The 26,178-nt window shown below is 59.8% G+C and carries 28 protein-coding genes; 17 read left to right on the top strand and 11 right to left on the bottom strand.

What is annotated here, in order from left to right; all coding sequences use genetic code 11:
* Positions 1-114 precede the first annotated feature (114 nt).
* Positions 115-726, bottom strand: a complete 612-nt coding sequence (locus tag AC3IP0_RS14430) for an FMN-dependent NADH-azoreductase (protein ID WP_489315855.1) — start codon at positions 724-726, stop codon at positions 115-117.
* A gap of 131 nt (positions 727-857) precedes the next feature.
* On the opposite strand from AC3IP0_RS14430, the gene AC3IP0_RS14435 reads away from it, so the two are divergent.
* Both AC3IP0_RS14435 and AC3IP0_RS14440 read left to right on the top strand, forming a co-directional pair.
* Positions 858-1,766, top strand: a complete 909-nt coding sequence (locus tag AC3IP0_RS14435) for a LysR substrate-binding domain-containing protein (protein ID WP_489315856.1) — start codon at positions 858-860, stop codon at positions 1,764-1,766.
* The gene (locus AC3IP0_RS14440) at positions 1,763-2,122 is read left to right on the top strand and encodes an MmcQ/YjbR family DNA-binding protein (RefSeq protein ID WP_489315857.1); all 360 of its coding nucleotides are present in this window, start codon (positions 1,763-1,765) and stop codon (positions 2,120-2,122) included. The genes AC3IP0_RS14435 and AC3IP0_RS14440 overlap by 4 nt, the downstream gene beginning before the upstream one ends.
* 11 nt (positions 2,123-2,133) lie before the next feature.
* Here AC3IP0_RS14440 and AC3IP0_RS14445 read toward each other — a convergent pair whose 3' ends face one another.
* Together AC3IP0_RS14445 and AC3IP0_RS14450 are read right to left on the bottom strand one after the other, a co-directional pair.
* A complete protein-coding gene (locus AC3IP0_RS14445) occupies positions 2,134-2,562 on the bottom strand; it encodes a DUF1294 domain-containing protein (RefSeq protein WP_489315858.1) in 429 nt (142 codons plus the stop codon).
* A complete protein-coding gene (locus tag AC3IP0_RS14450; protein WP_489325057.1) occupies positions 2,559-3,389 on the bottom strand; it encodes an undecaprenyl-diphosphate phosphatase in 831 nt (276 codons plus the stop codon). The genes AC3IP0_RS14445 and AC3IP0_RS14450 overlap by 4 nt, the downstream gene beginning before the upstream one ends.
* 295 nt (positions 3,390-3,684) lie before the next feature.
* Between AC3IP0_RS14450 and pnuC the strand changes: the two genes are divergently transcribed.
* The 8 genes from pnuC (at position 3,685) to fapF (ending at position 9,923) form a co-directional block, all read left to right on the top strand.
* A complete protein-coding gene (gene pnuC / locus AC3IP0_RS14455; protein WP_489315860.1) occupies positions 3,685-4,248 on the top strand; it encodes a nicotinamide riboside transporter PnuC in 564 nt (187 codons plus the stop codon).
* Positions 4,245-4,769 (top strand): AAA family ATPase, encoded by a 525-nt coding sequence (locus tag AC3IP0_RS14460; protein WP_489319776.1) that lies wholly within the window; start codon positions 4,245-4,247, stop codon positions 4,767-4,769. The genes pnuC and AC3IP0_RS14460 overlap by 4 nt, the downstream gene beginning before the upstream one ends.
* A 357-nt stretch (positions 4,770-5,126) precedes the next feature.
* A complete protein-coding gene (gene fapA, locus AC3IP0_RS14465; RefSeq protein WP_489315861.1) occupies positions 5,127-5,564 on the top strand; it encodes a fibril amyloid chaperone protein FapA in 438 nt (145 codons plus the stop codon).
* A 1-nt stretch (position 5,565) separates the two neighbouring features.
* Positions 5,566-6,144 (top strand): fibril amyloid subunit FapB, encoded by a 579-nt coding sequence (fapB, locus tag AC3IP0_RS14470; protein WP_489325058.1) that lies wholly within the window; start codon positions 5,566-5,568, stop codon positions 6,142-6,144.
* A gap of 64 nt (positions 6,145-6,208) precedes the next feature.
* A complete protein-coding gene (locus tag AC3IP0_RS14475) occupies positions 6,209-7,075 on the top strand; it encodes a heme utilization protein (protein ID WP_489325059.1) in 867 nt (288 codons plus the stop codon).
* 61 nt (positions 7,076-7,136) lie between these two features.
* Positions 7,137-7,817, top strand: a complete 681-nt coding sequence (locus AC3IP0_RS14480) for a C39 family peptidase (protein WP_095945623.1) — start codon at positions 7,137-7,139, stop codon at positions 7,815-7,817.
* A gap of 26 nt (positions 7,818-7,843) precedes the next feature.
* Entirely contained in the window at positions 7,844-8,605 is a 762-nt protein-coding gene (gene fapE, locus AC3IP0_RS14485; protein WP_489315864.1) for a fibril amyloid subunit FapE, read from the top strand.
* Between the two features lie 46 nt (positions 8,606-8,651).
* Positions 8,652-9,923 (top strand): fibril amyloid transporter FapF, encoded by a 1,272-nt coding sequence (gene fapF / locus AC3IP0_RS14490; protein ID WP_489315865.1) that lies wholly within the window; start codon positions 8,652-8,654, stop codon positions 9,921-9,923.
* 61 nt (positions 9,924-9,984) lie between these two features.
* Here the strand turns inward: fapF and AC3IP0_RS14495 are convergent, their stop codons facing one another.
* Positions 9,985-11,310: a sigma-54 dependent transcriptional regulator gene (locus AC3IP0_RS14495; protein ID WP_489315866.1), complete on the bottom strand. Its 1,326-nt coding sequence runs from the start codon at positions 11,308-11,310 to the stop codon at positions 9,985-9,987.
* A 342-nt stretch (positions 11,311-11,652) separates the two neighbouring features.
* On the opposite strand from AC3IP0_RS14495, the gene AC3IP0_RS14500 reads away from it, so the two are divergent.
* From AC3IP0_RS14500 to nhaB, 3 genes are all read left to right on the top strand, one after another.
* Positions 11,653-11,919 carry a hypothetical protein gene (locus tag AC3IP0_RS14500; RefSeq protein WP_007970062.1) on the top strand — a complete coding sequence of 89 codons (267 nt, stop codon included), beginning with the start codon at positions 11,653-11,655 and terminating at the stop codon, positions 11,917-11,919.
* A 287-nt stretch (positions 11,920-12,206) separates the two neighbouring features.
* On the top strand, positions 12,207-13,496 hold the full coding sequence (locus tag AC3IP0_RS14505) for an NHL repeat-containing protein (RefSeq protein WP_489325060.1): 1,290 nt from the start codon (positions 12,207-12,209) through the stop codon (positions 13,494-13,496).
* 78 nt (positions 13,497-13,574) lie between these two features.
* Positions 13,575-15,077, top strand: coding sequence for a sodium/proton antiporter NhaB (gene nhaB, locus AC3IP0_RS14510; protein ID WP_489325062.1), 1,503 nt, complete (start codon positions 13,575-13,577; stop codon positions 15,075-15,077).
* Positions 15,078-15,097: 20 nt separating this feature from the next.
* Here nhaB and zwf read toward each other — a convergent pair whose 3' ends face one another.
* Positions 15,098-16,621, bottom strand: coding sequence for a glucose-6-phosphate dehydrogenase (gene zwf / locus AC3IP0_RS14515; RefSeq protein ID WP_489325063.1), 1,524 nt, complete (start codon positions 16,619-16,621; stop codon positions 15,098-15,100).
* Entirely contained in the window at positions 16,618-17,598 is a 981-nt protein-coding gene (gene gnd / locus AC3IP0_RS14520; RefSeq protein ID WP_489315870.1) for a phosphogluconate dehydrogenase (NAD(+)-dependent, decarboxylating), read from the bottom strand. Before gnd ends, zwf begins: the two co-directional genes overlap by 4 nt.
* 272 nt (positions 17,599-17,870) lie before the next feature.
* Here gnd and AC3IP0_RS14525 point away from each other — a divergent pair, with 272 nt between their 5' ends.
* The 3 genes from AC3IP0_RS14525 (at position 17,871) to AC3IP0_RS14535 (ending at position 20,344) form a co-directional block, all read left to right on the top strand.
* A complete protein-coding gene (locus AC3IP0_RS14525) occupies positions 17,871-18,053 on the top strand; it encodes a DUF6026 family protein (protein WP_046042083.1) in 183 nt (60 codons plus the stop codon).
* Between the two features lie 200 nt (positions 18,054-18,253).
* Positions 18,254-19,990 carry a phosphoethanolamine transferase CptA gene (locus AC3IP0_RS14530; RefSeq protein ID WP_489315871.1) on the top strand — a complete coding sequence of 579 codons (1,737 nt, stop codon included), beginning with the start codon at positions 18,254-18,256 and terminating at the stop codon, positions 19,988-19,990.
* Positions 19,991-20,134: 144 nt separating this feature from the next.
* Positions 20,135-20,344: a hypothetical protein gene (locus tag AC3IP0_RS14535; protein ID WP_150723746.1), complete on the top strand. Its 210-nt coding sequence runs from the start codon at positions 20,135-20,137 to the stop codon at positions 20,342-20,344.
* Positions 20,345-20,425: 81 nt separating this feature from the next.
* Here AC3IP0_RS14535 and AC3IP0_RS14540 read toward each other — a convergent pair whose 3' ends face one another.
* From AC3IP0_RS14540 to zapE, 3 genes are all read right to left on the bottom strand, one after another.
* The gene (locus tag AC3IP0_RS14540) at positions 20,426-20,917 is read right to left on the bottom strand and encodes a GNAT family N-acetyltransferase (protein ID WP_489315872.1); all 492 of its coding nucleotides are present in this window, start codon (positions 20,915-20,917) and stop codon (positions 20,426-20,428) included.
* A 116-nt stretch (positions 20,918-21,033) separates the two neighbouring features.
* Positions 21,034-21,615, bottom strand: coding sequence for a DinB family protein (locus tag AC3IP0_RS14545; RefSeq protein ID WP_489315873.1), 582 nt, complete (start codon positions 21,613-21,615; stop codon positions 21,034-21,036).
* 15 nt (positions 21,616-21,630) lie between these two features.
* Positions 21,631-22,749, bottom strand: coding sequence for a cell division protein ZapE (gene zapE, locus AC3IP0_RS14550; protein WP_489325065.1), 1,119 nt, complete (start codon positions 22,747-22,749; stop codon positions 21,631-21,633).
* Positions 22,750-22,908: 159 nt separating this feature from the next.
* Between zapE and AC3IP0_RS14555 the strand changes: the two genes are divergently transcribed.
* Complete coding sequence (locus AC3IP0_RS14555) at positions 22,909-23,961, top strand: aldo/keto reductase (protein WP_489315875.1); 1,053 nt, start codon at positions 22,909-22,911, stop codon at positions 23,959-23,961.
* 116 nt (positions 23,962-24,077) lie between these two features.
* Here AC3IP0_RS14555 and speB read toward each other — a convergent pair whose 3' ends face one another.
* Positions 24,078-25,037, bottom strand: a complete 960-nt coding sequence (speB, locus tag AC3IP0_RS14560; RefSeq protein ID WP_489315876.1) for an agmatinase — start codon at positions 25,035-25,037, stop codon at positions 24,078-24,080.
* Positions 25,038-25,053: 16 nt separating this feature from the next.
* Positions 25,054-26,145 carry a polyamine ABC transporter substrate-binding protein gene (locus AC3IP0_RS14565; protein ID WP_489315877.1) on the bottom strand — a complete coding sequence of 364 codons (1,092 nt, stop codon included), beginning with the start codon at positions 26,143-26,145 and terminating at the stop codon, positions 25,054-25,056.
* Positions 26,146-26,178: the final 33 nt, after the last annotated feature.

The raw sequence follows: 26,178 nt of genomic DNA on the forward strand, positions 1-26,178 counted from the left end.
CGGGCCACAATCTGAAACGACCAGAAACAAAAAACTCCGTAACTGGTACTTGCGTAGCCAGATTACAGAGTTTTTTGGGCTTTACCTGAACGGTTGCTTACTTTTACGCAAGCCTTACGCAGCGGCGAACAACTGCTCGCTGATGTGTGCGTGGGCAGCGCTCATGGCTTTGCTGCGCACGTCATCACCGTAAGCCAGGCCTTCGGCGCGGACGATTTCGATATCGGTGATGCCGATGAAACCGAACAGCAACTTCAAATACTCTTCGTGGGCAACACCGGTTGCCTGGCCGGCGTGCATGCCGCCGGAGGTCGAAACGATCACGACTTTCTTGCCGCCGCACAGGCCTTCAGGGCCGGCTTCGGTATAACGGAAGGTCTGGCCGGCCACCGCGATGCGGTCAATCCAGGCTTTCAGTTGAGTCGGGATGGTGAAGTTGTACATCGGTGCGGCGATCACCACGGCATCGGCAGCCAGGAATTCGGCCAGGGTCGAGGCGCTCAGCTCGGCTTCGTGCTGTTGTGCGGCGTTGCGCAGTTCAGCGGTGGTGCCGGCGGCGACCAGGGTGGTGGCGGAAAAGTGGCTGATGGCGTCGGCGGCCAGGTCGCGGTAGGTCACCACGGCGGTTGGCTCGGCGGCTTGCCAGGCCTTGACGACTTCACCGCTCAACTGACGGGAAGCCGAGTTGTCGCCCAGAATGCTCGAATCGATATGCAGCAGTTTCATGTGGGATCTCCAAGTGAGGATCGCCCACAAGGGCGATCAGATGGGACTAATCCTACACACGAAACCAATAGCTGATTAGACGGCAACAATGCGATAGTTCGTCCCACACATAGAACAATCGGATTCACACCATGCAAGACCTCAACGACCTGTATTACTTCGCCAAAGTCGTGGAAGCCGGGGGGTTCGCCGCGGCCGGGCGTTTGCTGGGCATCCCCAAGTCCCGATTGTCACGGCGCATCGCCGAGCTGGAAGAGCGCCTCGGCGCACGGTTGCTGCAACGCACCACCCGACAGTTGAAGCTGACTGCCGTCGGTGAGCGTTACCTCAGGCACTGCCAGGCCATGCTGCTGGAGGCGGAAATGGCCGACGAGGCCGTGGCCAGCATGTCCAGCGAGCCCCGCGGGCGTTTGCGGGTGTCCTGTCCCGTCGGGCTGGCCCACGAAATATTGCCGGGGGTGATCAGCGACTTTCTGGAGCGCTTTCCGCAAGTCCAGTTGGAGGTGATGTTGCTCAACCGGCGGGTCGACCTGGTGAACGAAGGCATCGACGTGGCCCTGCGCGTGCGGGAACTGGGCGACGAGGACCCGCTGTTGGTCACCCGCCGCCTGCGCCAGGCGCAGATGCTGATGGTCGCCAGTCCCGGTTTCCTCGTTGGCCGTGAGATCAACCATCCTGAGGATCTGAAAAGCCTGCCGGTGCTCGGCGCCCTGGAAGCCGACCGCATGGTGCACATCCGCCTGCTGGATCAAAACGGCAAAAGTTGTGAACTCGCGCTCGAGGCCCGGCTGGGCATCGATGACTTTATCGTGCGCAAGGCCAGCACCCTCTCCGGCCTGGGCTTTACGATGCTGCCCATGATGTATTGCGAACAGGAACTGGAAAACGGCTCACTGGTGCAGTTGTTGCCCGACTGGTCGTTGCCCGGTGGCTGGCTGCAAGCGGTCTATCCTCATCGACGCGGAGTGATGCCGGCGGTACGCGCCTGGATTGACCATCTGGTCGAGTCATTCAATGCCTGTGGAGAACGATTGTTATGAAAGCCGGACGGATGAGCGAAGAGGATGTCGCGAAACTCTGCCTTAGCCTGCCCGGAGCGCGGGAAGACTATAAATGGGGAGGCGTGCGGGTGTTTTCGATTGCCGGGAACAAGATGTTCGCCTTGCAGGGCCTGCGGGGTGATTCCCTGGCCTTCAAGGTCGACAAGGATCTGTTTCTCGGTCATTGCGACCGCCCGGGAATTCATCCGGCGCCTTATCTGGCGCGCGCCCAGTGGATCATCATGGAAACGCCCTACCCGCTCGGCAGCGAAGAACTACAGGGCTTGCTGCGCCGTTCCCACCAATTGGTGGTCAGCAGACTGCCCAAGCGCACTCAAGTCGGACTGTTGCTATAGAGCCTTGTTTGTCAGAACAAGGCAAACAGGTGTGCGCCGAGGAACAGGTGGTCGATCCAGAACACCTGGTGCATGAGCACGATGATCCAGAACACCAACTGGTACGAGACCTTGCGGGTTTTGTGCCGAAACGCTTGCTGGGCCAGCAAAGCACCGGGCCAGCCACCGGCGAGCTCCAGCGCATGCAGGATATTCTCCGGCGTACGCCATTGCTCGGCGCGGGCCTTGCGCTTGTCGCTCCAGTACAGGAAAAACGTCACGACGCTGACGATGCCGTAGGCCGCCAGGGGAATCAGCGACACCCCGTGCAGCCATGACGACACCGAACCCGACAGCGGCAATGCGCACAGGATTGCAAACACCAGCCACTTCAGCCGCGGATGGCGGATCTGTCCCCCGGGCTGACGCCCGGGGTTATTGCGCGAGCTTGAGTCACTCACGGCTTGACCGCGCTCCAGTCGACCCAGCCGAATTGCCAGGTCGCCAGGATGACCAGGCCGAACACAATGCGATACCAGGCAAACGCCGCATAGCTGTGGTTGGCAATGAACTTGAGCAGCCCGCGGACCGCGATCATCGCGAAGACGAACGCCGTGACGAAGCCGATCGCGAACACCGGGAAATCAGACGGGACAAACAGGTGTCGGTATTTATAGCCCGAGTACACCGCAGCGCCGACCATGGTTGGCATCGCCAGGAAAAACGAGAACTCGGTAGCGGTCTTGCGCGACAGGCCGAACAGTAACCCGCCGATGATCGTAGAGCCCGAACGCGAAGTGCCCGGAATCATGGCCAGGCATTGGGCGAAGCCGACTTTCAGGGCGTCTTTCCAGGTGATGTCATCCACCGTTTCGGCGTGGACTTCATGCTGCCGGCGCTCGGCCCACAACATGACGACCCCGCCCACGACCAGCGCCGCTGCCACAGTGATCGGATTGAACAGGTACTCGTGGATCAGGTCGGCGAAGATCACGCCCAACACCACGGCCGGCAAGAACGCGATCAACAGGTTCGCGGTAAACCGCCGAGCGCTCGGCTGGGTCGGCAGGCCGATGACCACGTCGAAGATCTTGCGTCGAAACTCCCATACCACCGCCAGGATGGCACCCAACTGGATAATGATGTTGAACGCCATCGCCCGCTCGCCCCCGAAGCCGAGCATGTCGGCCACGATGATCTGGTGGCCGGTACTGGAAATGGGCAGGAACTCGGTCAGCCCTTCTACAACCCCAAGAATCAATGCCTGAAAGGCGGTCCAAAGATCCATCAATCCCCCAAAAGGCTATGCGCGCCGGCATGCCCCGTTAGTATTTTTCCAAAGCTTGAATTGCGATCAGCGTAGCTGAAGCCCCGCGTATCAAGGATCACCACAGAACCGTAAAAATCCTGTGAAAAAACAATCCTGATCCGGGTTTACCCGCGCGGGGCCGAAATCCTATCAGACAAGTCCGATTGGCGCTGCCGCGTTATCGCGCGCCAATGAAGCACACCCTGCGCCACGGGATTCCCGACGCCAATCCGGTTACAATCGGCCCCCTCTTCGATTTCACCAAGGAACCTCCATGTCCGGGCTTGAACTGTTTGCCGCCGCCCTCGGTGTCATTGCCGTCTGGCTGACGGTCAAACAGAACCCCTGGTGCTGGCCCATCGGCCTGGTCATGGTGCTGCTGTACAGCTGGATCTTTTTTGAGGTGAAGCTGTATTCGGACATGTTGCTGCAAGTCGTCTATGCCGCCTTGCAGCTTTACGGCTGGTGGCAGTGGACACGGGCGGGTGAAACGACCCACGGCCGCGAGGTCAGTTGGCTCGATTCCCGTTCCGTGGCGTTGAGCCTGGCCATCGGCGCACTCGGCAGCCTGTTGCTGGGGGCAGCCATGGCCCACTGGACCGACGCCGCGCAACCCTGGCTCGATGCGGCGCTGACCGGATTCAGCCTGGTGGCGCAGGTCTGGATGGCGCAAAAACGTGTCCAGTGCTGGCCGCTGTGGATTGCCCTGGATGTGATTTTCGTCGGGCTGTTCATCTATAAGGACCTGTACCTGACCGCCACCCTGTACGGGCTGTTCGCCGTTATCGCCGTGCAGGGCTGGCGCCAATGGCGCGCCAATCCGGCGTTGCGCGCATGAAAGTCCTGGTACTCACAGGTCCCGAATCCAGCGGTAAAAGCTGGCTGGCGGCCGAGTTGCAACAGCGTTTTGGCGGGGTTCTGGTCGACGAGTATGTACGCTGGTTCATCGAGCAGAATCCGCGGGACACCACCTTGGCCGACATTCCGGACATCGCCCGCGGTCAATTGGCATGGGAAGACGAAGCACGGACGCAACAACCATCTTTGCTCATCCTCGACACACACCTGCTGAGCAATATCCTCTGGAGCCAAACCCTGTTTGGCGACTGCCCCGTCTGGATCGAACAAGCGCTACTGGCCCGGCATTACGACTTGCACTTGCTGCTGTCGCCGGAACACGTCGAATGGACGGATGATGGCCAGCGCTGCCAACCCCGATTGAGTGAGCGCCAGGCATTTTTCGAGCAGACCCTGGCCTGGCTTGAACGCCACGCACAACCGGTTCAAGTACTGCGCGGAGATTGGGCAGAACGCCGACTCCAGGCGCTTAGCGCCGTGACCCGATTGCTCGGCGCCTGACCGGCGTTTGGGGCAGTTTCCCCACCATCCCCCCCCTGTCCCGGGGGAAAAGTGTCCGATCCTGAAACACCCTTCCGACCTCAAACCGCCTGTTTCAGCGCCCTTCACCGCTGGATCATCGGATTTGTTAAGTCATTGATACAACGCCGCTGAAACCCTTGTTCCAGAGCGATTTATCCGCAAATAAGGGCTGCCTGCGCAGGGTTTCGTCTCACCTTTGAAACATTCTCGGCAAAGGCTATCCGGACAATATCCATAAGCCATTGAATCAACAAGATATTCAAAAACCGGCACAGCTTTCGCTCTCACCTTCATAAAGCCGACCAGAGCCAGCCCACATGAGAAGGAAAGAGCGTCGTGGGGATATTCAATAAAAGAGTCTTGACGTGCCTGCTGCTGATCGCGAGCGCTGCAGGCGCGGTTTTCAGTTTTGACGTTCAAGCCGAAGGCAACGGCGTCATCGTGCTTGATCGCACCATTCACCCAACCCCTATCGGTCGCAGCGGCGGCAGAGATCCAAACCCCAACACCCTCAATGCCAACCCTTCGGCCCGCGTCACCGGCGAACTCAGCGATGCCGACATCGCCGGGGTCACCACCGGAACGGCCCTCCGCCACAGCAACGGGCAAAGCCTGGGTGGCCTGCAAGGCCTCAACGCCGTCACCAACCCCAACGGTATGCCCGGCATGTCCGTCGGCCACGGCGGTGGCAGTGGCGGCGCGATTTCCGGAACCATCAACCGCGCCATGAGCAGCGGCCTCGGTTCACTGGGCAGAATGGCGGGAGGCCAATGAGATGAGTCGATCCCTGCTGTTACTAGTCCTGCTCGGCTGCACCAGTGTGATTGCCGATTCGGGCGTCAGTTCGGTGAACAACGCCACCCTCCAGGATTCCGGCACCCAATACCGCGGCAACTTCAACGTCAACCAGGCGGCTGGCGATCAGCAGCAGCAGGCCAACGTCCGTGCGATCGCCATTGGTACCCAGGCCGGTGCGACCACCAGCGTCCGGCAGAAAATCACCACGCCCGCCAATCCGTCGATGGACGCGACGGCCACTATCGGCGGCTCCTCCTTCACTAATGGCAACGGCGTACTGGGCGTCAACCAGAGCGCCGGGGCGAACAACCAGATGGCCAACGCCATGCGCATCAGCATCAGCGCTGCACCGCAAGCCATCGACGATAGTGCCCTTTCTCAACAAAACGTGGCGTTGTTACCGAACTCGGGAGCAACTGGCGCCCCAAACGGCAGTCGCCAGGTCGTGACAAGCGACCAGGCCTTCACCGGCAGCCGGGGAGTGATCCAGGTGAACCAGAGTGCCGGGGTGGGGAACCGAATGGCTAACACCCTGAGCATCCAGGTCGCTGACTGACCCCGATACAGTGCGATTAGGGAAGTACCAACACTTGACCAACTAATGAGCACGGAGAAACACCATGAACCCGACAACTGCTCTCAAACCTCTGGCTTTCGCTCTGGCAGCAGTGATGGCATTCGCAGCACAAGCAGGCGCTCTTGATGATGATCAAGGCAACGGCCAGAGCAATGAACAGGGCAACAGCCATCAGCCTAAAGGCCCGACGCTGGAGCAAATTCTGCAGATTACAGCAGGCGCCGGGGCCGCCGTGCTGGACTCGCAGGAAAGCAGTGACAGCAGCGTATTGAATCGGGACACCAGGAACGACGCTAGAGTCGATAACTCCCTGAACAACTCCAACGGCAACATGGGCGCCAACGTTGCAGCCGGTAACGGCAACCAACAAGACAACGCCGCCGCCCTTGCCACGGCTGACGAAAGCTTCATCTTCGGCACCGCGGTCGCCGTCTCCAGCGCGACTCAGAAGAGCACCGGCAACACCGCCAGGAACCACTCCAACACCAACAACACAACGCTCAATAACGCAGGCAACAGCGGTTCCGGCAACCTCGGCATCAACGTGACCACCGGCGAGTTCAACCAACAGAAAAACAACCTGGCGATTGCCGTTTCCGGCGGTCGTGTAGCACTAGCGGCGGCGGCGGCCAACCAAAGCACGTCCGGGCTGAGCGTCACCAACAACGCCAACCATGACGACAGCACCCAGACTGATTTCGTATCCGTGGGTGTACTCGGTCTGGCTGGCGTAACCACTCAGCAAGTGATGACGCCAGAAGGCTGGAAAACCCCTGTAACCAACAATGCTTCGATAACGGGCTCGATGAACAACTTCTCCGGCAACGGCGGAGCCAACGTATCGTCTGGTGTGGGCAACCAGCAAAGCAACTCGCTGTCCATCGCCGCGGGCTGCAAGTCTTGTCTGTAATCACGATTGCAATAAAAGCCCCGGCGACGGGGCTTTTCCACAGTCCCAAGGCGTATCGATCATGCGTAAGACTGTCCTTTTCGCCCTGCTCTGCCTGTCTGGCCTGACCCAGGCTGCACAGATGCCGGTTGCCGCCCTGCCGGGCGGCGTGCTGGTGTACAAGCACGTACAGAGTTTGCGCGAGCGCAAGTTCAGCGACATCGTCGAGCAGAAAACCGATTTCAGCTGCGGCGCCGCCGCGCTGGCAACGATACTGCGCCAGGCCTATTGGCTCGACGTCGATGAGGAGCACATCATCAAAGGCATGCTGGTCACCGCAGACCAGGACCTTGTGCGTACCCAGGGTTTTTCCATGCTGGACATGAAGCGCTACATAGAACGCATCGGCATGCGCGCCCGGGGCTACAGGATCCCGCCGGAAAGACTCGAAGCCGTGACGATTCCGGTGGTGGTGCTGATGGAAATTCGCGGCTACAAGCACTTCGTGGTATTGCAGCGGGCGGACAAGAACTGGGTCTATATCGGCGACCCGGTGCTCGGTCACAAACGCTACGCCCATGATGACTTTGTCAAAGGCTGGAATGGCATTATCTTCGCTATCGTCGGTCCCGGTTACGACAAGACCAATGCGTTACGCAGTCCACCGGAACCGCTGACAGCCAAGAACAAGATGGATAATTTCAACCCGGTCAAAGATGCTGAATTGATGGATTTTGGTTTCATACAGAGCGACTTCTTTTAATCGCCAACAAGATGATAGGGGGCAGGATGCTCCGGGAGCAGCAAATGAAAACCTCGTATTGGGTGTTCGCTGCCTGTCTGGCAGCGAACACTTCAGGTTTTGCTGATGAGTTCAGACCCATCGAAATCAAGGACGAGGAACTGGCCGAGTTGCGTGGCCGGTATGTGATGCCGGGGCGGGTCATCAGCTTCGGCGTCGTCATGAGCAGTACCTGGCGCAATGCCAGTGGTGATCTGATCGGAGCCTCCACCTCGATGCAGCTTCAAGCTGCAACGGTCAAGCCCGAGTTCTATGTTTCAACCATCAAGCAATCCGGTCATGGCGGTTCGTCCAGGTCGGGCAGCGGTAACGTGACGGGTGGCGCTGCCCTGAGCGCTTCTCGGGGCATCACCCAGGTCACACGGGCCGCAGGCGACGGTAACAGCGCAAACAACAACATCGCCATCAACGTCAAGGAGGCCAGCACGGCCCCTGCGCTGGTGCCGAGCCAGGGCCAGGCGCTGATAGCCGGTCAAACCATTACCGGCAGCAATGCCGCAGGCAGTGTCGCCGTATCCGCGACCAGCGGCGGTGTTCAGATGGCCATTACCGCCAACAACAACCAGGGCACAAGCCTGCAACAAGTCGCCCAGGGCGGGCTGCTGCAAAACACCCGGTTGCTGGGCAGCAGCAATGTGGTCGACAACATGACCCAACTCAACGTAGTGCTCAACAATAATGGCCCGAGTGCGGGTGCATTGGACTGCAACCTCAACCAACTCGCTGCATTACGGACCATGGGCTATTGAACTACGCTGAGTCTGGACCATTGGGCACAAATGGACGGCTTATTTCATGTACCGATCAGTATCACTGAGTGCAGTTGCGTGCTTGAGTGCTCTACTCCCGGCGGCGATGTTGCAGGCAGCACCTGACCCGGAGCTAGAGGCTCTCAAACAAGAGCTTCTGGAGTTGAAACAACGATACGAAGTCCAGCAAAAAGCCCTGGCGGTGCTCGAACAACGGGTCCGCCAGGTCGAAGAGCAGCCCGCTTCGCCCCCTCCCAAACGCCTGGCCAAGTCGCCAGCGGATCTCAAGGGCAATCCAGGGGGCGCCGCCGGGGGCAGCGGCAGCTCTTATGGACAATCGCTGGCCAATGACTCGCAACCGGCGCAAAGCGTTTCGAACCTGTATGACGAGGCCAGCGGGTTCTTCGGCGGTGGCAAGTTCAGCATCGAAACCGGGATAACCTACTCCCGATACGATACCCGCCAACTTGTCCTCAATGGTTTTCTCGCCCTGGACTCGATCTTCCTCGGCGCCATCAATCTGGACCGGATCAAGGCCGACACCTGGACGCTTGACCTCACCGGCCGCTACAACTTCAACAATCGCTGGCAGTTCGACTTGAACGTGCCGGTGGTCTACCGTGAGTCCACGTACCAGTCCGGTGGCGGCAATAGCGGCTCCGCAAACGTCACGACCGAAGATACCGTCAAGGAAGACCCCACCATTGGTGACGTCAACTTCGGTATCGCCTATAAATTCCTCGACGAATCGGCCAACACGCCGGATGCCGTGGTGACCTTGCGCGTCAAGGCGCCTACCGGCAAAGACCCGTTCGGCATCAAGCTGGTTCGGGTGGCCGATAACTCAAACCTGGCCGTGCCTGAATCCTTGCCTACCGGTAATGGCGTCTGGTCGATCACGCCGGGGATCTCGCTGGTCAAGACGTTCGATCCGGCAGTGCTGTTCGGCAGCCTGTCCTACACGTACAACATGGAAGAGTCTTTCGATGACATCAGTTCCAACCCGGCGGTCAAGACACCGGGCAAAGTACGCATTGGCGACAGCTTCCAGATTGGCGCCGGTATCGCGTTCGCCTTGAACGAAAAGATGAGCATGTCGTTCTCGGTCTCTGACCTGGTGCAACGCAAAAGCAAGCTCAAGGAAGATGGCGGGGATTGGCAATCGGTGGTCTCCAGCGATGCCAACGCCGGTTACTTCAACATCGGCATGACCATTGCGGCCACCGACAACCTGACCATCGTGCCCAACCTGTCCATCGGCATGACGGACGATGCCCCGGACTTCCAGTTCAGCCTGAAACTCCCTTACTACTTCTGAGCCGAACAAAAAAAACCGCTGCAATTGCAATCGCAACGGGGTTTTGGTTTCCGGCCGGGGTTCAACGAATCTGGTGCTTGTGCAACAACCGGTAGAAGGTCGGACGCGACACACCCAGTACTTTGGCGGCGACACTCAGGTTATCGCTGTGGCGATTCAATACATCGCACAACGCCTGGCGTTCGGCCCGGGACTTGTATTCTTCGAGGGTGCCCATCGGCGCGGCGATTGTATGCTGGCTGATCAACCCCAGATCACGGGCCTCGATCTGCCGGCCTTCGGCCAACACCAGGCCGCGACGAACGCGGTTGGCCAGTTCGCGAACATTGCCTGGCCAGTCGTGTTTGCCCATGGCAATCAATGCGTCTTCGCTGAAACTGCGTGGGCGGCGCCCGGTTTCATGACTGTAGAAATGGGAGAAGTGATTGGCCAGCACCGCCAGGTCGCCATGACGCTCGCGCAGCGGAACGGTCGCCACTTGCAGTACGTTCAAGCGGTAATACAAGTCTTCGCGAAAGCGTTTCTTCTCGATGGCGGCTTCAAGGTCGACGTTCGTCGCTGCCAGAACCCGCACATCCACCGCAATCGGCTGACTGCCGCCGACCCGCTCGATGTGTTTTTCCTGGAGGAACCGCAACAGGTTGGCCTGCAACTCCAGTGGCAGGTCACCGATCTCGTCGAGAAACAGAGTGCCACCGTTGGCGGCTTCTATCCGCCCGACCTTGCGTTGGTGCGCGCCGGTAAATGCGCCTTTCTCATGGCCAAACAGCTCGGACTGGATCAAGTGTTCGGGGATCGCGCCACAATTGATCGCAATAAAGGGCTTGCTGTGACGCTGGGACAGACGGTGCAGGGTTCGGGCGACCAGTTCCTTGCCCGTGCCGCTTTCACCGCGAATCAACACTGGAGATTCGGTCGGCGCCAGTTTGTTCAAGAGTTTTCGCAGTTCACGCACAGGTTTGCTGTCGCCAAGCAATTCGTGCTCGGGCTGGTCAACATGGACCGTACCCTGCCCGCGCAACCGCGCCATGCCAAACGCCCGGCCCAGTGTTACCTGAACCCGGGACACATCGAACGGCAAGGTATGAAAGTCAAAAAACCATTCACAGACAAAATCGCCGACATTTTGCAGTCGCAGTACTTCCTGGTTGAGTACGGCTATCCACTCGGTGCCGCTGCGGCTGATCAGTTCCTTGACAGCCTCCGGGTGCGCAAGGTGAGAAGGCTGCAAGCGCAGCAAGCCCACGTCACAGGGTCGGTCAACGGCGTTCTCCAGCGTGCAGCTGTCAACGTCCCAACCGATGGCGCGCAATCCAGGGAGCAGGCGATAGCAATCGTCACAGGGGTCCACCACTAACAAACGTCGTAAGGCAGGCGCATCGCTCATGACTGCTCCTTGGCGCCAAATTTACGAAAATTTATTAAAAACAGGCATTTGGCAGACCTGGCTGTAACATTAGCAAGAATTTGACAGGGCCTTGTACTGTTTGACTATAGGGATGCCATAAAACCAGTTATAAGTTGCGATTATGTTAGTCACCTAACGACTCTTTCCTTTCATTCAGCTTTCAATGTCAGGCTCATTCTTGAATCTGTGAAATAAAGTGGAAATTTCTTTTGATTGTGTGTGACCCAAACCCCGGTTGCGGGCATCAGTACAAGTAACCAGCTGAACGGTAAGCCCAACCGTCGGCCTATCACTTGATTGGGCATAGAGAGAGAAGACCCTATGAACGCCCCGCTCCGTATCAACGAAGCACTTCTGATTGCCGACCGCGCATTCAAGCCATTCAAATGCGTGGCCTGGGCTCCACAAGATGGTAATGGCGAACTCAGCCTGACCGTTATCGACCGCACCAGCACCAGCATTGGCCGCAAGCAGATCCCAAGCAGCGCCTATTCCGATCCTGCGCAACTCGAACTGCTGCTGGAACAGGCTCGCGCCGAATTGAGCGAGGAAGGTTACACACTGCAGTCGTGGTCGATGCCGCACTAATCGTTTTGCGGATTACTCCGGGGTAATCCGCGCCCTTTTCCTGTCTTTAGTTCGCAGGTTTTTCTGATCGTGCGCACTACTTGAGACTGTTTAATTCGAACTTTGCATGCGCCTGATACTTTGCAGGCTCGCCATTGGTTCGAAAAGACACTGTTGTGGCACACAGCGACCCTCCGTCTGTTGGTTCTTACCGTTGTGCATCCCTTCATTCAGGGATTGAATATTCTCCTTAATAAAGTCGCCACCCAAACTTCTGGATCAGGACGACTCGCAAGGAGATGCGGTGCATGTCAAGCCAGTCCGCTTTTGCCTACCCCGCCACCCGGAACAACGCCGGGGCCCTCGATACGTCGTTTGCCGCCAACGGCAAAACCCAGGTCTATTTCGCCGACAGCCTTTTCAGCCTGGCCAATGGCGTTGCGATCGACGCGCAAGGTCGCTTGCTGGTAGCCGCAAAAGTCGGCATGGCCGATGGCAGCCGCTTTGGCCTGGCCCGCTTGCTCGCGGATGGTTGCGCAGACCTGACGTTCGGCAAACAAGGCAGTGTCATCGGGCAATTCGAACCGGGGTTCGAAGCCATGGGCACCAAGGTCCTGATCCTGCCCGACGGCAATATCCTGCTGGCCGGCCTGCAATACGAAAATGCGCACCGCACGCTCCCGGCCCTGGCATTGCTGGATCAGGATGGCCGCCTGGTTCAAGGCTTTGGCGATAATGGCCGCCGTGTCGTGCGATTGCCTGGCGGCCTGTCCCTGGGCATGCGCGATAAATGGCTCCCTCCCGGTGTGCCGGGAGCAGAAGCCTGCGATGTGGCCGTACAGCAAGACGGCCGGATCCTGCTCCTGGCCAACCATCACTTCGAACTGGCCGATCACGTTGGCATGTTGATACGACTGGATGTCGAAGGCTCGCTGGATTGCTCGTTCAACGGCCGCGGCTTCGTGATGGTCCGGCACCTGCTGATGAATACCTGGCTCGGCAGCCTGACGATACAACGTGATGGCCGAATCCTGGTCGGTGGATCGATCAACTTCCCTGAAGAAGGCTTGCTGGCACGTTATCACCCGGACGGTCGCCTCGACGACCGTTTTGCCGTGGATGGATTCATGACCTTCAAGGCGCAAGGGCGTGGTGCCAGGGTCAGCCGGGTGGTCCAGCAAAACGAAGGCGAAATCCTGTGTTTTGGCAGCAGTCGCGAGCCAATGCACTGCCTGACATTTAAAATGCACAGCAACGGCCGACCCGACACTCATTGCAACGGAGGACACCCGCAGCGGCGGGAAATCGGTTACAGCGGATGCCAGTGGAGCGCCGCGCAGTTACAGCCCGATGGCAGTGTGCTAACAGCGGGCGCCACCATCGGCGGCGTCGAAGCAGACTTCATTCTCGGGCGATACCTGCCCAACGGCCTTCCCGATCGCCGTTTTGGCAAAGGCAGCGGCTATACACGTACTCGCCTCGGTCCCAGCCTGGATACCGCCACCTGTGTCGCCGCGCAAGCCGATGGCAACATCGTCGTGGGAGGCTATTCGCTGCACGGAAACTACAAGGCGGTCATCGCTCGCTTCCAGGGATAAACACCGGCATTTTTCCTGCGCTTGATCTTCTGGTGCGCTTACGGCAAGTTGCGCGCTTCTCAAGACAAGGAGCAGCCGATGTCCGGTTCAATGGCCCAGGCGTTCGCGCACAACTTTCTCGGGCACTCGCCCCGTTGGTACAAGGCCTGCATCGTCGGCTTTCTCATCCTCAATGCCCTGGTACTCTGGACCGCAGGCCCGGTGGCTGCTGGCTGGCTAATGGTGCTGGAGTTCATCTTCACCCTGGCCATGGCGCTCAAATGCTACCCGCTGATGCCCGGCGGCCTGCTGATGATTGAAGCCCTGCTGCTGAAGATGACCACGCCCCAGGCGCTGTACGACGAGTTGCTGCACAACTTCCCGGTGATCCTGCTGCTGATGTTCATGGTGGCCGGTATCTATTTCATGAAGGACCTGTTGCTGTACCTGTTCTCGCGCCTGCTGCTCGGGGTCCGCTCCAAGGCCCTGCTGGCCCTGATGTTCTGCTTTCTGTCGGCCTTTCTGTCGGCGTTCCTCGATGCCTTGACCGTGACCGCCGTGATCATCAGTGCCGCCGTAGGCTTTTACTCGGTGTATCACCGCGTCGCCTCGGGCAACGACCCGCGTCAGGACAGCGAGTTCAGCGACGACCAACATCTGCCCACCCTGCATCAGGGCGATCTGGAACAGTTCCGCGCCTTTCTGCGCAGCCTGCTGATGCACGGCGCCGTGGGCACCGCGCTGGGCGGTGTCTGTACGCTGGTCGGCGAACCGCAGAACCTGCTGATCGGCCATGAAATGGGCTGGCACTTCTCCGAGTTCTTTACCCAGGTTGCGCCGGTATCCCTGCCGGTATTGGTTGCCGGGCTGGTAACCTGCGTCCTGCTGGAAAAGCTGCGCTGGTTCGGATACGGCACGCTGCTGCCGGATAACGTCCGTGCGGTGCTGGCCAACTACGCCGCCGAAGACGATGCCGAGCGCACCACGCGCCAACGTGCAGCGCTGCTGGTGCAAGGCTCTGCCGCATTGATTCTGATTGCCGGACTGGCGTTTCACATCGCCGAAGTGGGTTTGATCGGCTTGATGGTGATCGTGCTGATCACCGCCTTTACCGGCATCACCGACGAACACCGCCTGGGCACCGCGTTCAAGGACGCCATGCCGTTCACCTCATTGTTGGTGGTGTTTTTCGCCGTGGTCGCGGTGATCCACGACCAGCAACTGTTCACCCCGCTGATCCACTGGGTGCTGACGCTGCCGGCAGACCAACAACCGGGCATGCTGTTCATCGCCAACGGCCTGTTGTCCGCCATCAGCGACAACGTGTTCGTGGCGACCATTTACATCACCGAAGTGAAGCGCGCGTTCATGGCGGGTGAGATGACCCGTGAGCATTTCGAAACGCTGGCCATTGCGATCAATACCGGCACCAACCTGCCGAGCGTGGCGACGCCCAACGGTCAGGCAGCGTTTCTGTTCCTGCTGACCTCAGCGATTGCACCGCTGGTGCGCCTGTCTTACGGGCGAATGGTCTGGATGGCATTGCCGTACACCGTGGTGATGGGCTTGCTCGGGTGGTATGCGGTGAGCTACTGGCTGTAACCCCCCACAGGAGATAAGTGTTATCCGAGGCGGTGCCAGACGCGGCCGTCACGGGTGAGCAACTCTTCGCCGGCCTTTGGGCCATTTTCCCCCGCGGCATAGCTCTGCACGCTGGAATCCTGCTGCCAGGCATCCAGGAACGGCTGCACGGCGCGCCAGCCGTTTTCAATGTTGTCGGCGCGCTGGAACAGCGTCTGGTCGCCCGTCAGGCAATCGTAGATCAAGGTTTCGTAGCCGGTGGACGGCTGCATCTCGAAGAAATCCTTGTAGGCGAACCCCAGTTCGATGTTGTCCATTTTCAGGGCCTGACCGGGACGCTTGGCCAGCAGGTCGAACCACATGCCTTCGTTCGGCTGGATCTGAATGCGCAGATAGGTCGGCTGCAGCTCATCGACCTCGGTATCGCGGAACTGCGCATAGGGCGCGGGCTTGAAGCAAATCACGATCTCGGTGTCACGCACGCTCATGCGCTTGCCGGTTCGCAGGTAGAACGGCACGCCTACCCAGCGCCAGTTATCGATCATGACCTTGAGGGCCACATAGGTTTCGGTATTGCTGTCGGGTGCGACGTTGTTTTCCTGGCGATAGCCCGGCAGTGCATTGCCATCGATCTCACCGGCGGCGTATTGGCCGCGCACCGAGTTGGCGCGGGCCTCCTCGACCGTCCAGGGCCTGATCGCGCCAACCACCTTGGCTTTCTCGCCGCGCACCGCATCGGCACCAAACGCCGCGGGTGGCTCCATCGCCACCATCGCCAGCAACTGGAACAGGTGATTGGGCACCATATCCCGCAGCGCGCCGGTGTGCTCATAGAAACTGCCACGGGTTTCCACGCCGACGGTTTCGGCGGCGGTGATCTGCACGTGGTCGATGTAGTGATTGTTCCAGAACGCTTCGAACAGGCTGTTGGAGAACCGACTGACCAGGATGTTCTGCACGGTCTCCTTGCCCAGGTAATGGTCGATGCGATAGATCTGCTTTTCCGTCATCACCTTGAGCAGGCAAGCGTTCAAGGCTTCGGCCGTATGCAGGTCGGAGCCGAAGGGTTTTTCGATCACCACCCTTCTGAAGGCCTCGGGGGTTTCTTCCAGCAAGCCGGCCGAGCCGAGGCGGCGCACCACTTCACTGAAGAAACGCGGCGCGGTGGCCAGATAGAACACCGCATTGCCGGTACCGCTGTCGGCGATTTTCGCCGCCAGCGCTTGATAAGTGCTGTCGTCCAGGAAATCGCCCTGGACGTAGCTGATGCCTTTGGCGAGTTTGGCCCACAGCGCCGGGTCAAGGGCTTGATCGCCCTTGCCGGTCCTGGTGGCCACCTCGTTGCGGATGAAGTCTTCGAGTTTTTTCGCGAAGCCTTCATCGCTGATGGCGTTGTGGTCAACGCCGATGATCCGCAGTCCATTCCCGAGTAAACCGTCACGGCTGAGGTTGTACAGCGCCGGCATCAGCAGGCGCTTGACCAGATCGCCGTGGGCGCCGAACAGGAACAGCGTGGTCGGCGGCGCGGGTTCAGCCTTGGATTTTCTGCGGATCGCGTGGGTCATTTTTTCGAGGTCTCCACATGGCCGCCGAAGCCGAAGCGCTGGGCCGAGAGAACCTTGTCGCCAAAGGTGCCTTGCCCACGGGAACGATAGCGGGAGAACAGCGAGTTCGACAGCACCGGCACCGGCACCGCTTGCTCCATGGCAGCTTCGATGGTCCATTGACCTTCACCGCTGTCGGCCACGGCCCCGGAGAAACCGTCGAGCTTCGGATCGCTGGCCAGGGCGTCGGCCGTCAGGTCCAGCAACCACGAGGACACCACGCTGCCACGGCGCCACACTTCGGCGATGTCGGCGACGTTCAGGTCGAAACGCTGGTCTTGCGGCAGGCTCTCGCTGTTTTTGGTCTTGAGGATGTCGAAGCCTTCTGCAAACGCCTGCATCATTCCGTATTCGATGCCGTTGTGGATCATTTTCACGAAGTGCCCGGAACCGGCCGGACCTGCATGAATGTAACCACGCTCGGCACGATCGTCGTCGGACTTGCGGTCCTTGGTGCGCGGAATGTCGCCCAGGCCCGGGGCCAGGGTCGCGAACAGCGGGTCGAGACGTTTAACGGTCTCGGCATCGCCGCCGATCATCATGCAGTAACCGCGCTCCAGGCCCCAGACGCCGCCGGACGTACCGACGTCGATGTAGTGCAGGCCTTTTTCGGACAGGGTCTTCGCCCGGCGGATATCGTCCTTATAGAAGGTGTTACCGCCGTCGATGATGGTGTCGCCGGCTTCGAGCAAGGTGCTCAGGGTGTCGATGGTTTCTTCGGTCGGCGCGCCGGCCGGCAGCATGACCCAGACCGCACGCGGCCTGGCCAGGCCGGCGACCAGCGCCGGCAGATCGGTGACGCCCGTGGAGCCCTCTGTGGCCAGGGCTTCGACAAAGGCGGTATTGCGATCGTAAACAACGGTGGTGTGCCCGTTGAGCATCAGGCGCCGCGCAATATTGCCGCCCATGCGGCCCAGTCCAATAATCCCGAGTTGCATGTGCTGATGCTCCCTACTACAAATTAAAGTGTGTCAAAGGTTATAGCCCAACGCGACTCATGAGGTTAGTCCAGAGCGTTGGCGTGAAGTTTCCGGGCATTGTGCCCGATCCTGATGGATAACGTCGGGAATCAAACCGAAGACACAACGACCATGAAAAATAAAAAAGTTCCCTTTGGGAGCAAAAGAAATCAAAATTGGCGCCGATAGTAGGTCAGCCCCGGATTTCGAGGCGTACCTATAGTTGAGACACGCCATTTGCGAGGTGAGCAATGGGCACAGTACACACCGCACTGCCAGCACAAACCCTTTACGTCACAATCCGTCGTGATGAATTACGCCAGTTGAAGGACGAACGCGATCAGTTGAAGCAGGAACTGGCGCACTTGCGGCTGCTGCTGCAAACCGGTCAGACGCAGCCCCTGGCTGTGACGCAACGCGCTCCACTGGCCTGACGCCCCCTCCTTTCAAGCGGGAGCTGTTTGCACTGCTTCCGCACCGGCTCACGCCCTGCCACTCCTGGCAACTCACAGAATTTTCACAATTGTTACACGACAATTACACGTTTAGGTCGCCCGATTCCGCGCGGCCCTCGTTCGTCGTCCGTGATATCCAAGTCCCGGCGGTGGTAGTGAATTCTCGGCTGGAGCGCTGAATGTCTTGGTTTAAACGCAGCAACACGACTGCGGCAGGTTTCGATTGGGCCGGATTTGTCTGGCTGTTTGTTTTCTTCTGGTACTTTTCCGGCATTACCCAACTACTGATCCAGCTGACTGGCACCTCCGGCTTTACCGGATTCCGCCAGGCCTTCGTCATGAGCGCCATCTGGCTGGCGCCGATGTTGCTGTTCCCCCGGCAAACCCGTGTCATGGCTGCCGTGATCGGCGTCGTGCTGTGGGCGTGTTCCATGGCGAGCCTGGGTTACTTCTTCATTTATCAGCAGGAATTTTCCCAGAGCGTCATCTTCATCATGTTCGAGTCGAACGTGGCTGAAGCCGGCGAGTACATGACCCAGTACTTTGCCTGGTGGATGGTCCCGGCGTTCCTGGCCCACAGCGCTTTTTCCTGGTTCCTGTGGACACGCCTGCGCCCGGTGTACCTGTCGCGTGGCAAGGCGCTGGTCGCGGCAACTGCCCTCCTGTTCGCCGTGGTCGCCTATCCGCTGATCAAGCAGACCCAACGCACCGGCAGTTTCGCCGCCGGTTTCGAGAAGTTCGAAACCCGCATCGAACCTGCGGTGCCATGGCAGATGGCCGTGGCCTATCACCGTTACCTCGACACCCTGGCCGGAATGCAGGACATGCTGGAAAGCGCCAGCAAGATTCCACCGCTGCACAACCTCAAGGACGCCATGGCCAACCAGCCTGCGACCCTGGTGCTGGTGATCGGCGAGTCCACCAACCGTCAGCGCATGAGCCTGTACGGCTATCCCCGGGCAACCACGCCGGAACTGGACAAGCTCAAGGATCAACTGGACGTATTCGACAACGTCATCACCCCGCGCCCCTACACCATTGAGGCACTGCAGCAGGTCCTGACCTTCGCCGACGAAGAAAACCCGGACCTGTACCTGTCGACGCCATCGTTGGTCAGCATGATGAAACAGGCCGGCTACAAGACCTTCTGGATCACCAACCAGCAGACCATGACCAAGCGCAACACCATGCTCACGACCTTCTCCGAACAGGCCGACGAGCAGGTGTACCTGAACAACAACCGCAACCAGAACGCCGCCCAGTACGATGGCGACGTGATCGAGCCGTTCAACAAGGCCCTGGCCGACGGGGCACCGCGCAAACTCATCGTCGTGCATTTGCTCGGCACGCACATGAGCTACCAGTACCGCTACCCGTCGACCTTCGACAAGTTCCAGGACCGTGAAGGTGTGCCTGCCGGTATTCGCGATGACCAGTTGCCGACGTACAACAGCTACGACAATGCCGTGCTGTACAACGATTTCGTGGTGTCCAGCCTGATCAAGGACTACGCCAGGACCGATCCCAACGGTTTCCTGCTGTACCTGTCCGACCATGGCGAAGACGTGTTCGATTCCGTGGGCCACAGCACCCTGGGGCGCAACGAGAACAAGCCGACAGCACCGATGTACACCATTCCGTTCATGGCCTGGGCTTCGCCGAAATGGCGTGCAGCCCATGACTGGAACCTCGCCGGTGATCTCTCGCGCCCTTACAGCAGCTCGCACCTGATCCACACTTGGGCGGACCTGGCCGGCCTGAGCTTCGACGAACTCGATCGCAGCAAGAGCCTGGTCAGCGACAGCTTCAAGGCCCGTCCATTGATGATCGGCAACCCGTATGAGCGTGAGCAACGGGCGTTGATCGACTTCAGTCTGATGAAGCCCAGGACGCCACCGACGGTCGTCCAGCAGTAATCCTTTCAGGGGCCGGTTCCGGCCCCTTTTTCATGCTCGTGAAGTTCATTCCCATTTAACCGAATCGGCGGATAATGCCATTTCGACACTGCTTCATTGATTCATGGACGAAAGGCATCCGACATCTGTAGTGGGAGGCAAACCATGAAACGCACCGCAATGATTCTCGCCGGCCTGATGGCCTTGGGCTCAACCAGCGCTTTTGCCGAAGGTGGAGCCGAACGCATGCGCTATTACTACGAAAGCCTGCGACTGGCCCAGCAACAAGCCCTGGGCCACCCTATCCAAAGCACTGAGCTGCGGGTTCCGGACGATCAAACCGCACAAATGACTGAAACCTACAGACCGAAATGATCCATGGACCGCTGACTGCGGCTCCAAAGCCGCAGAAGACTGTCGGGCGTCCTGATGGACGCCCTTTTTTTGCCTGTTGAATCAGAGACTCTTGGTCCAGAACAGCATCCGCCCATGGGCCGGGTCGAACATGCCGGCGGCGAAACCGGCTTTTTCATAGGAGCCCTGGGCCACGGCATTGCCTTCCAGCACTTCCAGGGTGAGCTTGCAGCAGCCACGCTGACGGGCGATGTCCTCGACTTTTTGCAGCATCTTCTGGCTCAAGCCCAGGCCGCGAAATTTTTTCACCACCGCCACATCGTGCACATTGACCAGCGGCCGGCAGGCAAAGGTCGAGAATCCCTCGAAGCAATTGACCAGCCCGGCCGGCTCGCCACCGACAAAGGCCAGCACACTGAAGGCGTGGGGACGTCTGGCAAGCTCTGCCGGGAGTTGCTCCAGTACATTGACCGGCAACGGCTGGCCGCCCCCCATCGGGTCCTCGGCGTAGTGGTTCAACACCAGACAAATAGCCTCGGCATGCACCGGATTGGTGTAACTGGCCTGAAGCACAAGAATTTCTGCGGAGTCCATTTCCATCCTCGATCACACATGAAGTAGCCCCCAGCATGTATTCACGCTGAAGTGCCGGCAGACCATAGCGCGAGCACCGTGGTACCGACAATCGCAACCGAGAAAATCTTTGGCGCTCAAGCGCCCCAGATCAAGGCTTCCGTCCACCCCAGCTCGGCAAAATCCTCGGCGCGCAAGTGCGACTCACCGGCGCAGAAAAACTCGTCGAGTTGCGGTGGCTTGACCGCGGTGCCGCTAAGCATGGCGTGCACCTGGCCGCGGTGATGGATCTGGTGTTCAAACAAATGGGACAGCAGACGCAATCGGCTGTCGTGTTGCGGAGTGTCGCGGGCGATGGTCACGACTTTACCGAGGTCGGCGTCGCGCATCTGCTCGCAGTAGGCGATCAGCCGGCGGTCGACGTGGGCCTGTTCGCCAACCAGGTCCGACGCCGTGAGACAGGGCTCGTCTTCCTTGAAAAACACCCGGCAATCGGGATGCGGATCGTCGCCGCGCACTTCGCGCTCCAGGGCGTCCACATAAAACCAGTCACAGGTGAGGATGTGGTTGAGCGTGGCGCGGATCGTCGGGAAGAAGCTGACCCGGGGTGCGCTCAGTTCCTGCGGGCTCAACTGACCCCAGGCCTTGGCCAGTCGGTGATTGGCCCAGGCGTTCTGATAGGCCATGGTCAGCAAATGGTGCGACAGGGGCTGATTCATGTTCGCTGCTCCCGATCAAACTTCGGCAAACCGTTGCAGTTGCATTTCCTGCAATCGACTGAGGGTGCGGCGGAACGGGAATTCCAGATAACCCTCGGTGTAAAGCGATGCCATGGGCACTTGCGCTTCAAGGTACAGCGGCACCTTGCGGTCGTAGCACTCGTCCACCAGGGCAATGAACCGTCGCACACCGTCGTCATGCACCGACAACTGCGGCAGCTCGCGATCTCCCGCGTCCACTCGCTCGACACCGTCCTCGGTGCCGCGGGCAATGCGCCCGGCGCGTTTCTGTGCGCTGAGGTTGGGCACGTCACTCAACAGAATAGCGCCGTAGGTATCGCACAGGGCGATGAAATCCATGGCCGCGAAGGGTTGCTCGCACAGCGCGGCGTAACGGGTCCAGAGCACCGTCGGGCTGGCCTTGACCACCCCGAGGGAACGGTAGCCGACCTCTATCGGTTCGCTCGAGACTGACTGGCCTGCGCTCAACACCTGGAACACTTCACCCAGCGCGCCGGGCCTGCCGGGCTCGGCCACCCAGTAGCGTTGCGAAGCGGCCCCCGGATGCAGGCGATGGTCTTCCCCGCCATCCACCGCAATTACCTGCATGTGCTGCTTGATCGCCGCGATGGCGGGCATGAAACGGTCGCGATTGAAGCCGTCGGCGTACAACTGGTCAGGCGGCAGATTGGACGTGCAGACCACCACCACGCCCTGTTCGAACATCACCTGGAACAGGCGTCCGAGAATGATCGCGTCGCCGATGTCATTGACGAACAGTTCGTCGAAACACAGCACGCGCACTTCTTCGGCCAGTTCACGGGCCAACGCCTTGAGCGGATCGGCGGTGCCGGTCAGTTGAAACGAGCGCTGGTGCACCCAACTCATGAAGTGGTGAAAGTGCTGGCGCCGAGCCGGTACCCGCAGGCTTTGGTAGAACTGGTCCATCAACCAGGTCTTGCCCCGCCCCACCGGCCCCCACAGGTACACGCCAGAAATGGGTGCGCGGCCTTCATGCAGCGCCTCGTGGCATTTTTGCAGGGCCCACACGGCATGTTCCTGGGCCTCGTCCTGGACGAAGCCCTTTTGTTCAATGGCATGCTGCCAGGCGCTTAAGGGGGAATCGATAGTCATGGGCGGCAGTATGCCATTGCGAATGAAAAACGTGACCGGTGATCGGCGGTTTTGTGCAGAAAGGAAAAGCGCCTTGACGCGTTAGATTACTAGCATCATATTTAATAGATGCTGTTGGTAATCTATTAAACCTTGTCGCCATCCCTCTGGAGTCATCCCATGCATTACAAAGTTTTCGGTCGTAAAACCGGCTTGCGTGTTTCCGAACTGGCGCTGGGCGCCGGCAACTTCGGTACCGGTTGGGGCCATGGCGCCGAGCGTGACGAAGCCAGACGGATTTTTGATGGCTATCTGGAAGCCGGTGGCAATTTCATCGATACCGCCAACGGCTATCAGGGCGGGCAGTCCGAGGCCATGCTCAGCGAATTCATCGCCGCAGAACGGGATCGCCTGGTCATCGCCACCAAATACACCCTCGGGACTACACCGGCGGCCGGCATTTCCCACACTGGCAACAGCCGCAAGAACATGGTGCGTGCCGTCGAAGAAAGCCTCAAACGGCTGAAGACCGAGCACATCGACCTGTTCTGGGCGCACATGAGTGACGGCGTCACGCCCATGGAAGAGATCCTGCGCGGGTTCGACGATCTGGTCAGTGCCGGCAAGATTCATTACGCCGGGCTGTCGAACTTCCCCGCGTGGCGCATCGCCCGCGCCGACCTGCTGGCCGAGGTGCGTGGTTTTGCGCCGATTGCTGCGATCCAGGTCGAGTACAGTCTCGCCGAACGCAGCGCCGAACGTGAACAACTGCCGATGGCCGAAGCCCTGGGCCTGGCCGCGACCTTGTGGTCGCCGCTGGGTGGCGGCTTCCTGACCGGCAAATATCGCAACAGCGAGGGCGACAACCGTGGGAACAAACTCGGGGTGCTGATTCACGCCGAAAAAAGCGCCCGCGAAACCGCGCTGCTCGACACCTTGATCGATGTCGCCGCAGAACTGGGCGCCAGCCCGACCCACGTGGCCATTGCCTGGTTGCGGGAAAAGGCCAAACGCTCGACCACAGCACTGATTCCGATCCTCGGCTCCCGGACCCGGGAGCAACTGAACGCCACGTTGGGTGCGCTGAATGTGCAGTTGAGTACTGAACAACTGGCACGATTGGACGGCGTCAGTGACGTGGCCAAAGGCGTGCCGCACGAATCCATTTCCGGTTCGTCCGCACGGTTCAGCGGTGGTCAGATCCTGGACTTGCCAACCATTCCAGTGGCCTGATACCCATCAAAATTGTGGGAGCGGGCTTGCTCGCGAAAGCGGTGTGTCATTCAACAATAATTTCGACTGACTCGACGCCTTCGCGAGCAAGCCCGCTCCCACAGTTGGTCTGTGTGTTAGCGGTCGACCTTATGTTTGGCCGCATACAGACACAGCATTTCCATCGCCAATGTCGCCGCCGCCAGTGACGTGATCTCCGCGCTGTCATAGGCCGGAGCCACTTCCACCACGTCCATGCCCACCAGGTTGATCCCGCGCAGCCCCCCGAGAATCTCCAGCGCCTGCACCGTACTCAAGCCGCCGCACACCGGTGTTCCGGTGCCCGGAGCGAATGCCGGATCGAGGCAGTCGATGTCGAAGGTCAGGTACACCGGGTTGTCGCCGACCCGCGCGCGAATCGCCTCGACAATCGCTTCGCAGCCACGGCGATGCACCTGTCGCGCGTCCAGCACCTGAAAGCCTTGATGATCGTCGTTGGTGGTTCGCAAGCCGATTTGTACCGAGCGCGACGGGTCGACCAGCCCCTCTTTGGCCGCGTGCCAGAACATGGTGCCGTGGTCGATTCGCTTACCCTCTTCGTCCGGCCAGGTGTCGCTGTGGGCGTCGAAGTGGATCAGCGACAACGCACCATGTTTACGCGCATGGGCCTTGAGCAGCGGATAGGTGATGAAGTGATCGCCGCCGAAAGTCAGCATCGCCGTGCCGGCGTTGAGGATGTGCTCGGCGTGGGCTTCGATGGTTTCGGGCGTCGACTGCGGCGAGCCGTAATCGAAATCGCAATCGCCGTAGTCGATTACCGCCAGGTGATCGAACGGATCAAACGTCCACGGCCAGTGCCGCTCCCAGGCGATCCCGGCGGAGGCGGCGCGAATACCCCGTGGTCCGAAGCGGGCGCCGGGGCGGTTGCTGGTGGCCGTGTCGAACGGTACGCCACTGACGGCCACATCAACGCCACGCAGGTCACGACTGTAGCGTCGACGCATGAAACTGGTGATACCGGCGTAGGTACTTTCGGCGGCCGTGCCGTATAGGCTGTCACGGGTGATGGCTTGATCGTTCTGCATCGGGACGTCCATTGATGTCTCCTTTCTATTATTGGCGGCTACGGAAAGTGGTCCACAAGCGGGTGCGCTGGCGCATGTCCTTGAGGCTCATGCTGCGGTCGGCGTACAGCCGTTCCCGCACATCGGCCAGCGGGTAGATGTCCGGATCGGTGCGCACCGCTTCATCCACCAGCGGCGTGGCGGCCTGATTCGCCGTGGCGAAGAACAAGGTGTTGGTCAGTGCCGCCACGGACTCGGGGCGCAACATGAATTCGATAAAGGCGCGGGCGGCTTCGGGGTGCGGCGCGTCCTTGGGAATCGCCAGGTTGTCCTGCCACACGAGGGTGCCTTCCTTGGGAATCCGGTAGGCAATCTCATAGGGCTTGTTGGCCTTGCGCGCCTGGTCGGCGGCCATGCTCGCGTCGCCGTTGTAGGTCAGCGCCAGGCACACGCTGCCATTGGCCAGGTCGCTGATCTGCCGCCCGGTAGCGACGTACAGTACATTCGGCTGTAGCTGATGCAGCAACGCCTCGGCGGCTGACAGATCGCTCTTGTCAGTGCTGTAGGGATCTTTACCCAGGTAATGCAGCGCCAGTCCGATCACCTCCTGGGGCGAGTCAAGAATGGCAATGCCGCAGTCCTTCAACTTGCTCGCGTACTCGGGCTTGAACAGCATATCCAGGCTGTTGAGCGGCACCTCCGGCAAGCGCTGCTTGACCGCCTCGACGTTCATGCCCAATCCCAACGTGCCCCAGGTATAAGGCACGCCGTAGCGGTTGCCCGGGTCGACCGCGGCGAGTTTTTCCAGCAAGTCCGGATCGAGGTTGGCGTAACCCTTGAGTCCTTCGTGGGGAATCGGTTTCAACGCCCCGGCGGCAAGCCCCCGGGCCAGCACGCTGGAGGACGGCACCACCACGTCATAACCGCTGCCGCCGGTGAGCAACTTGGTCTCCAGCACTTCCGAAGAATCGAAGGTGTCGTAACGCACATGGATGCCGGTTTCCTGTTCGAACCGTTGCAGGGTTTCGGGTGCAACGTAATCGGCCCAACTGTACAGATTGACCACCTTGTCTTCGGCCTGGGCCGATGCGGCCATGGCAAGGAACAGCGCGGGTAAACACAGCTTGAACTTGGGAGCCATGACGAACACCTGACCAGAGGAAGTGGTTGCAGG

It is taken from the genome of Pseudomonas sp. GL_103 (assembly GCF_057835175.1).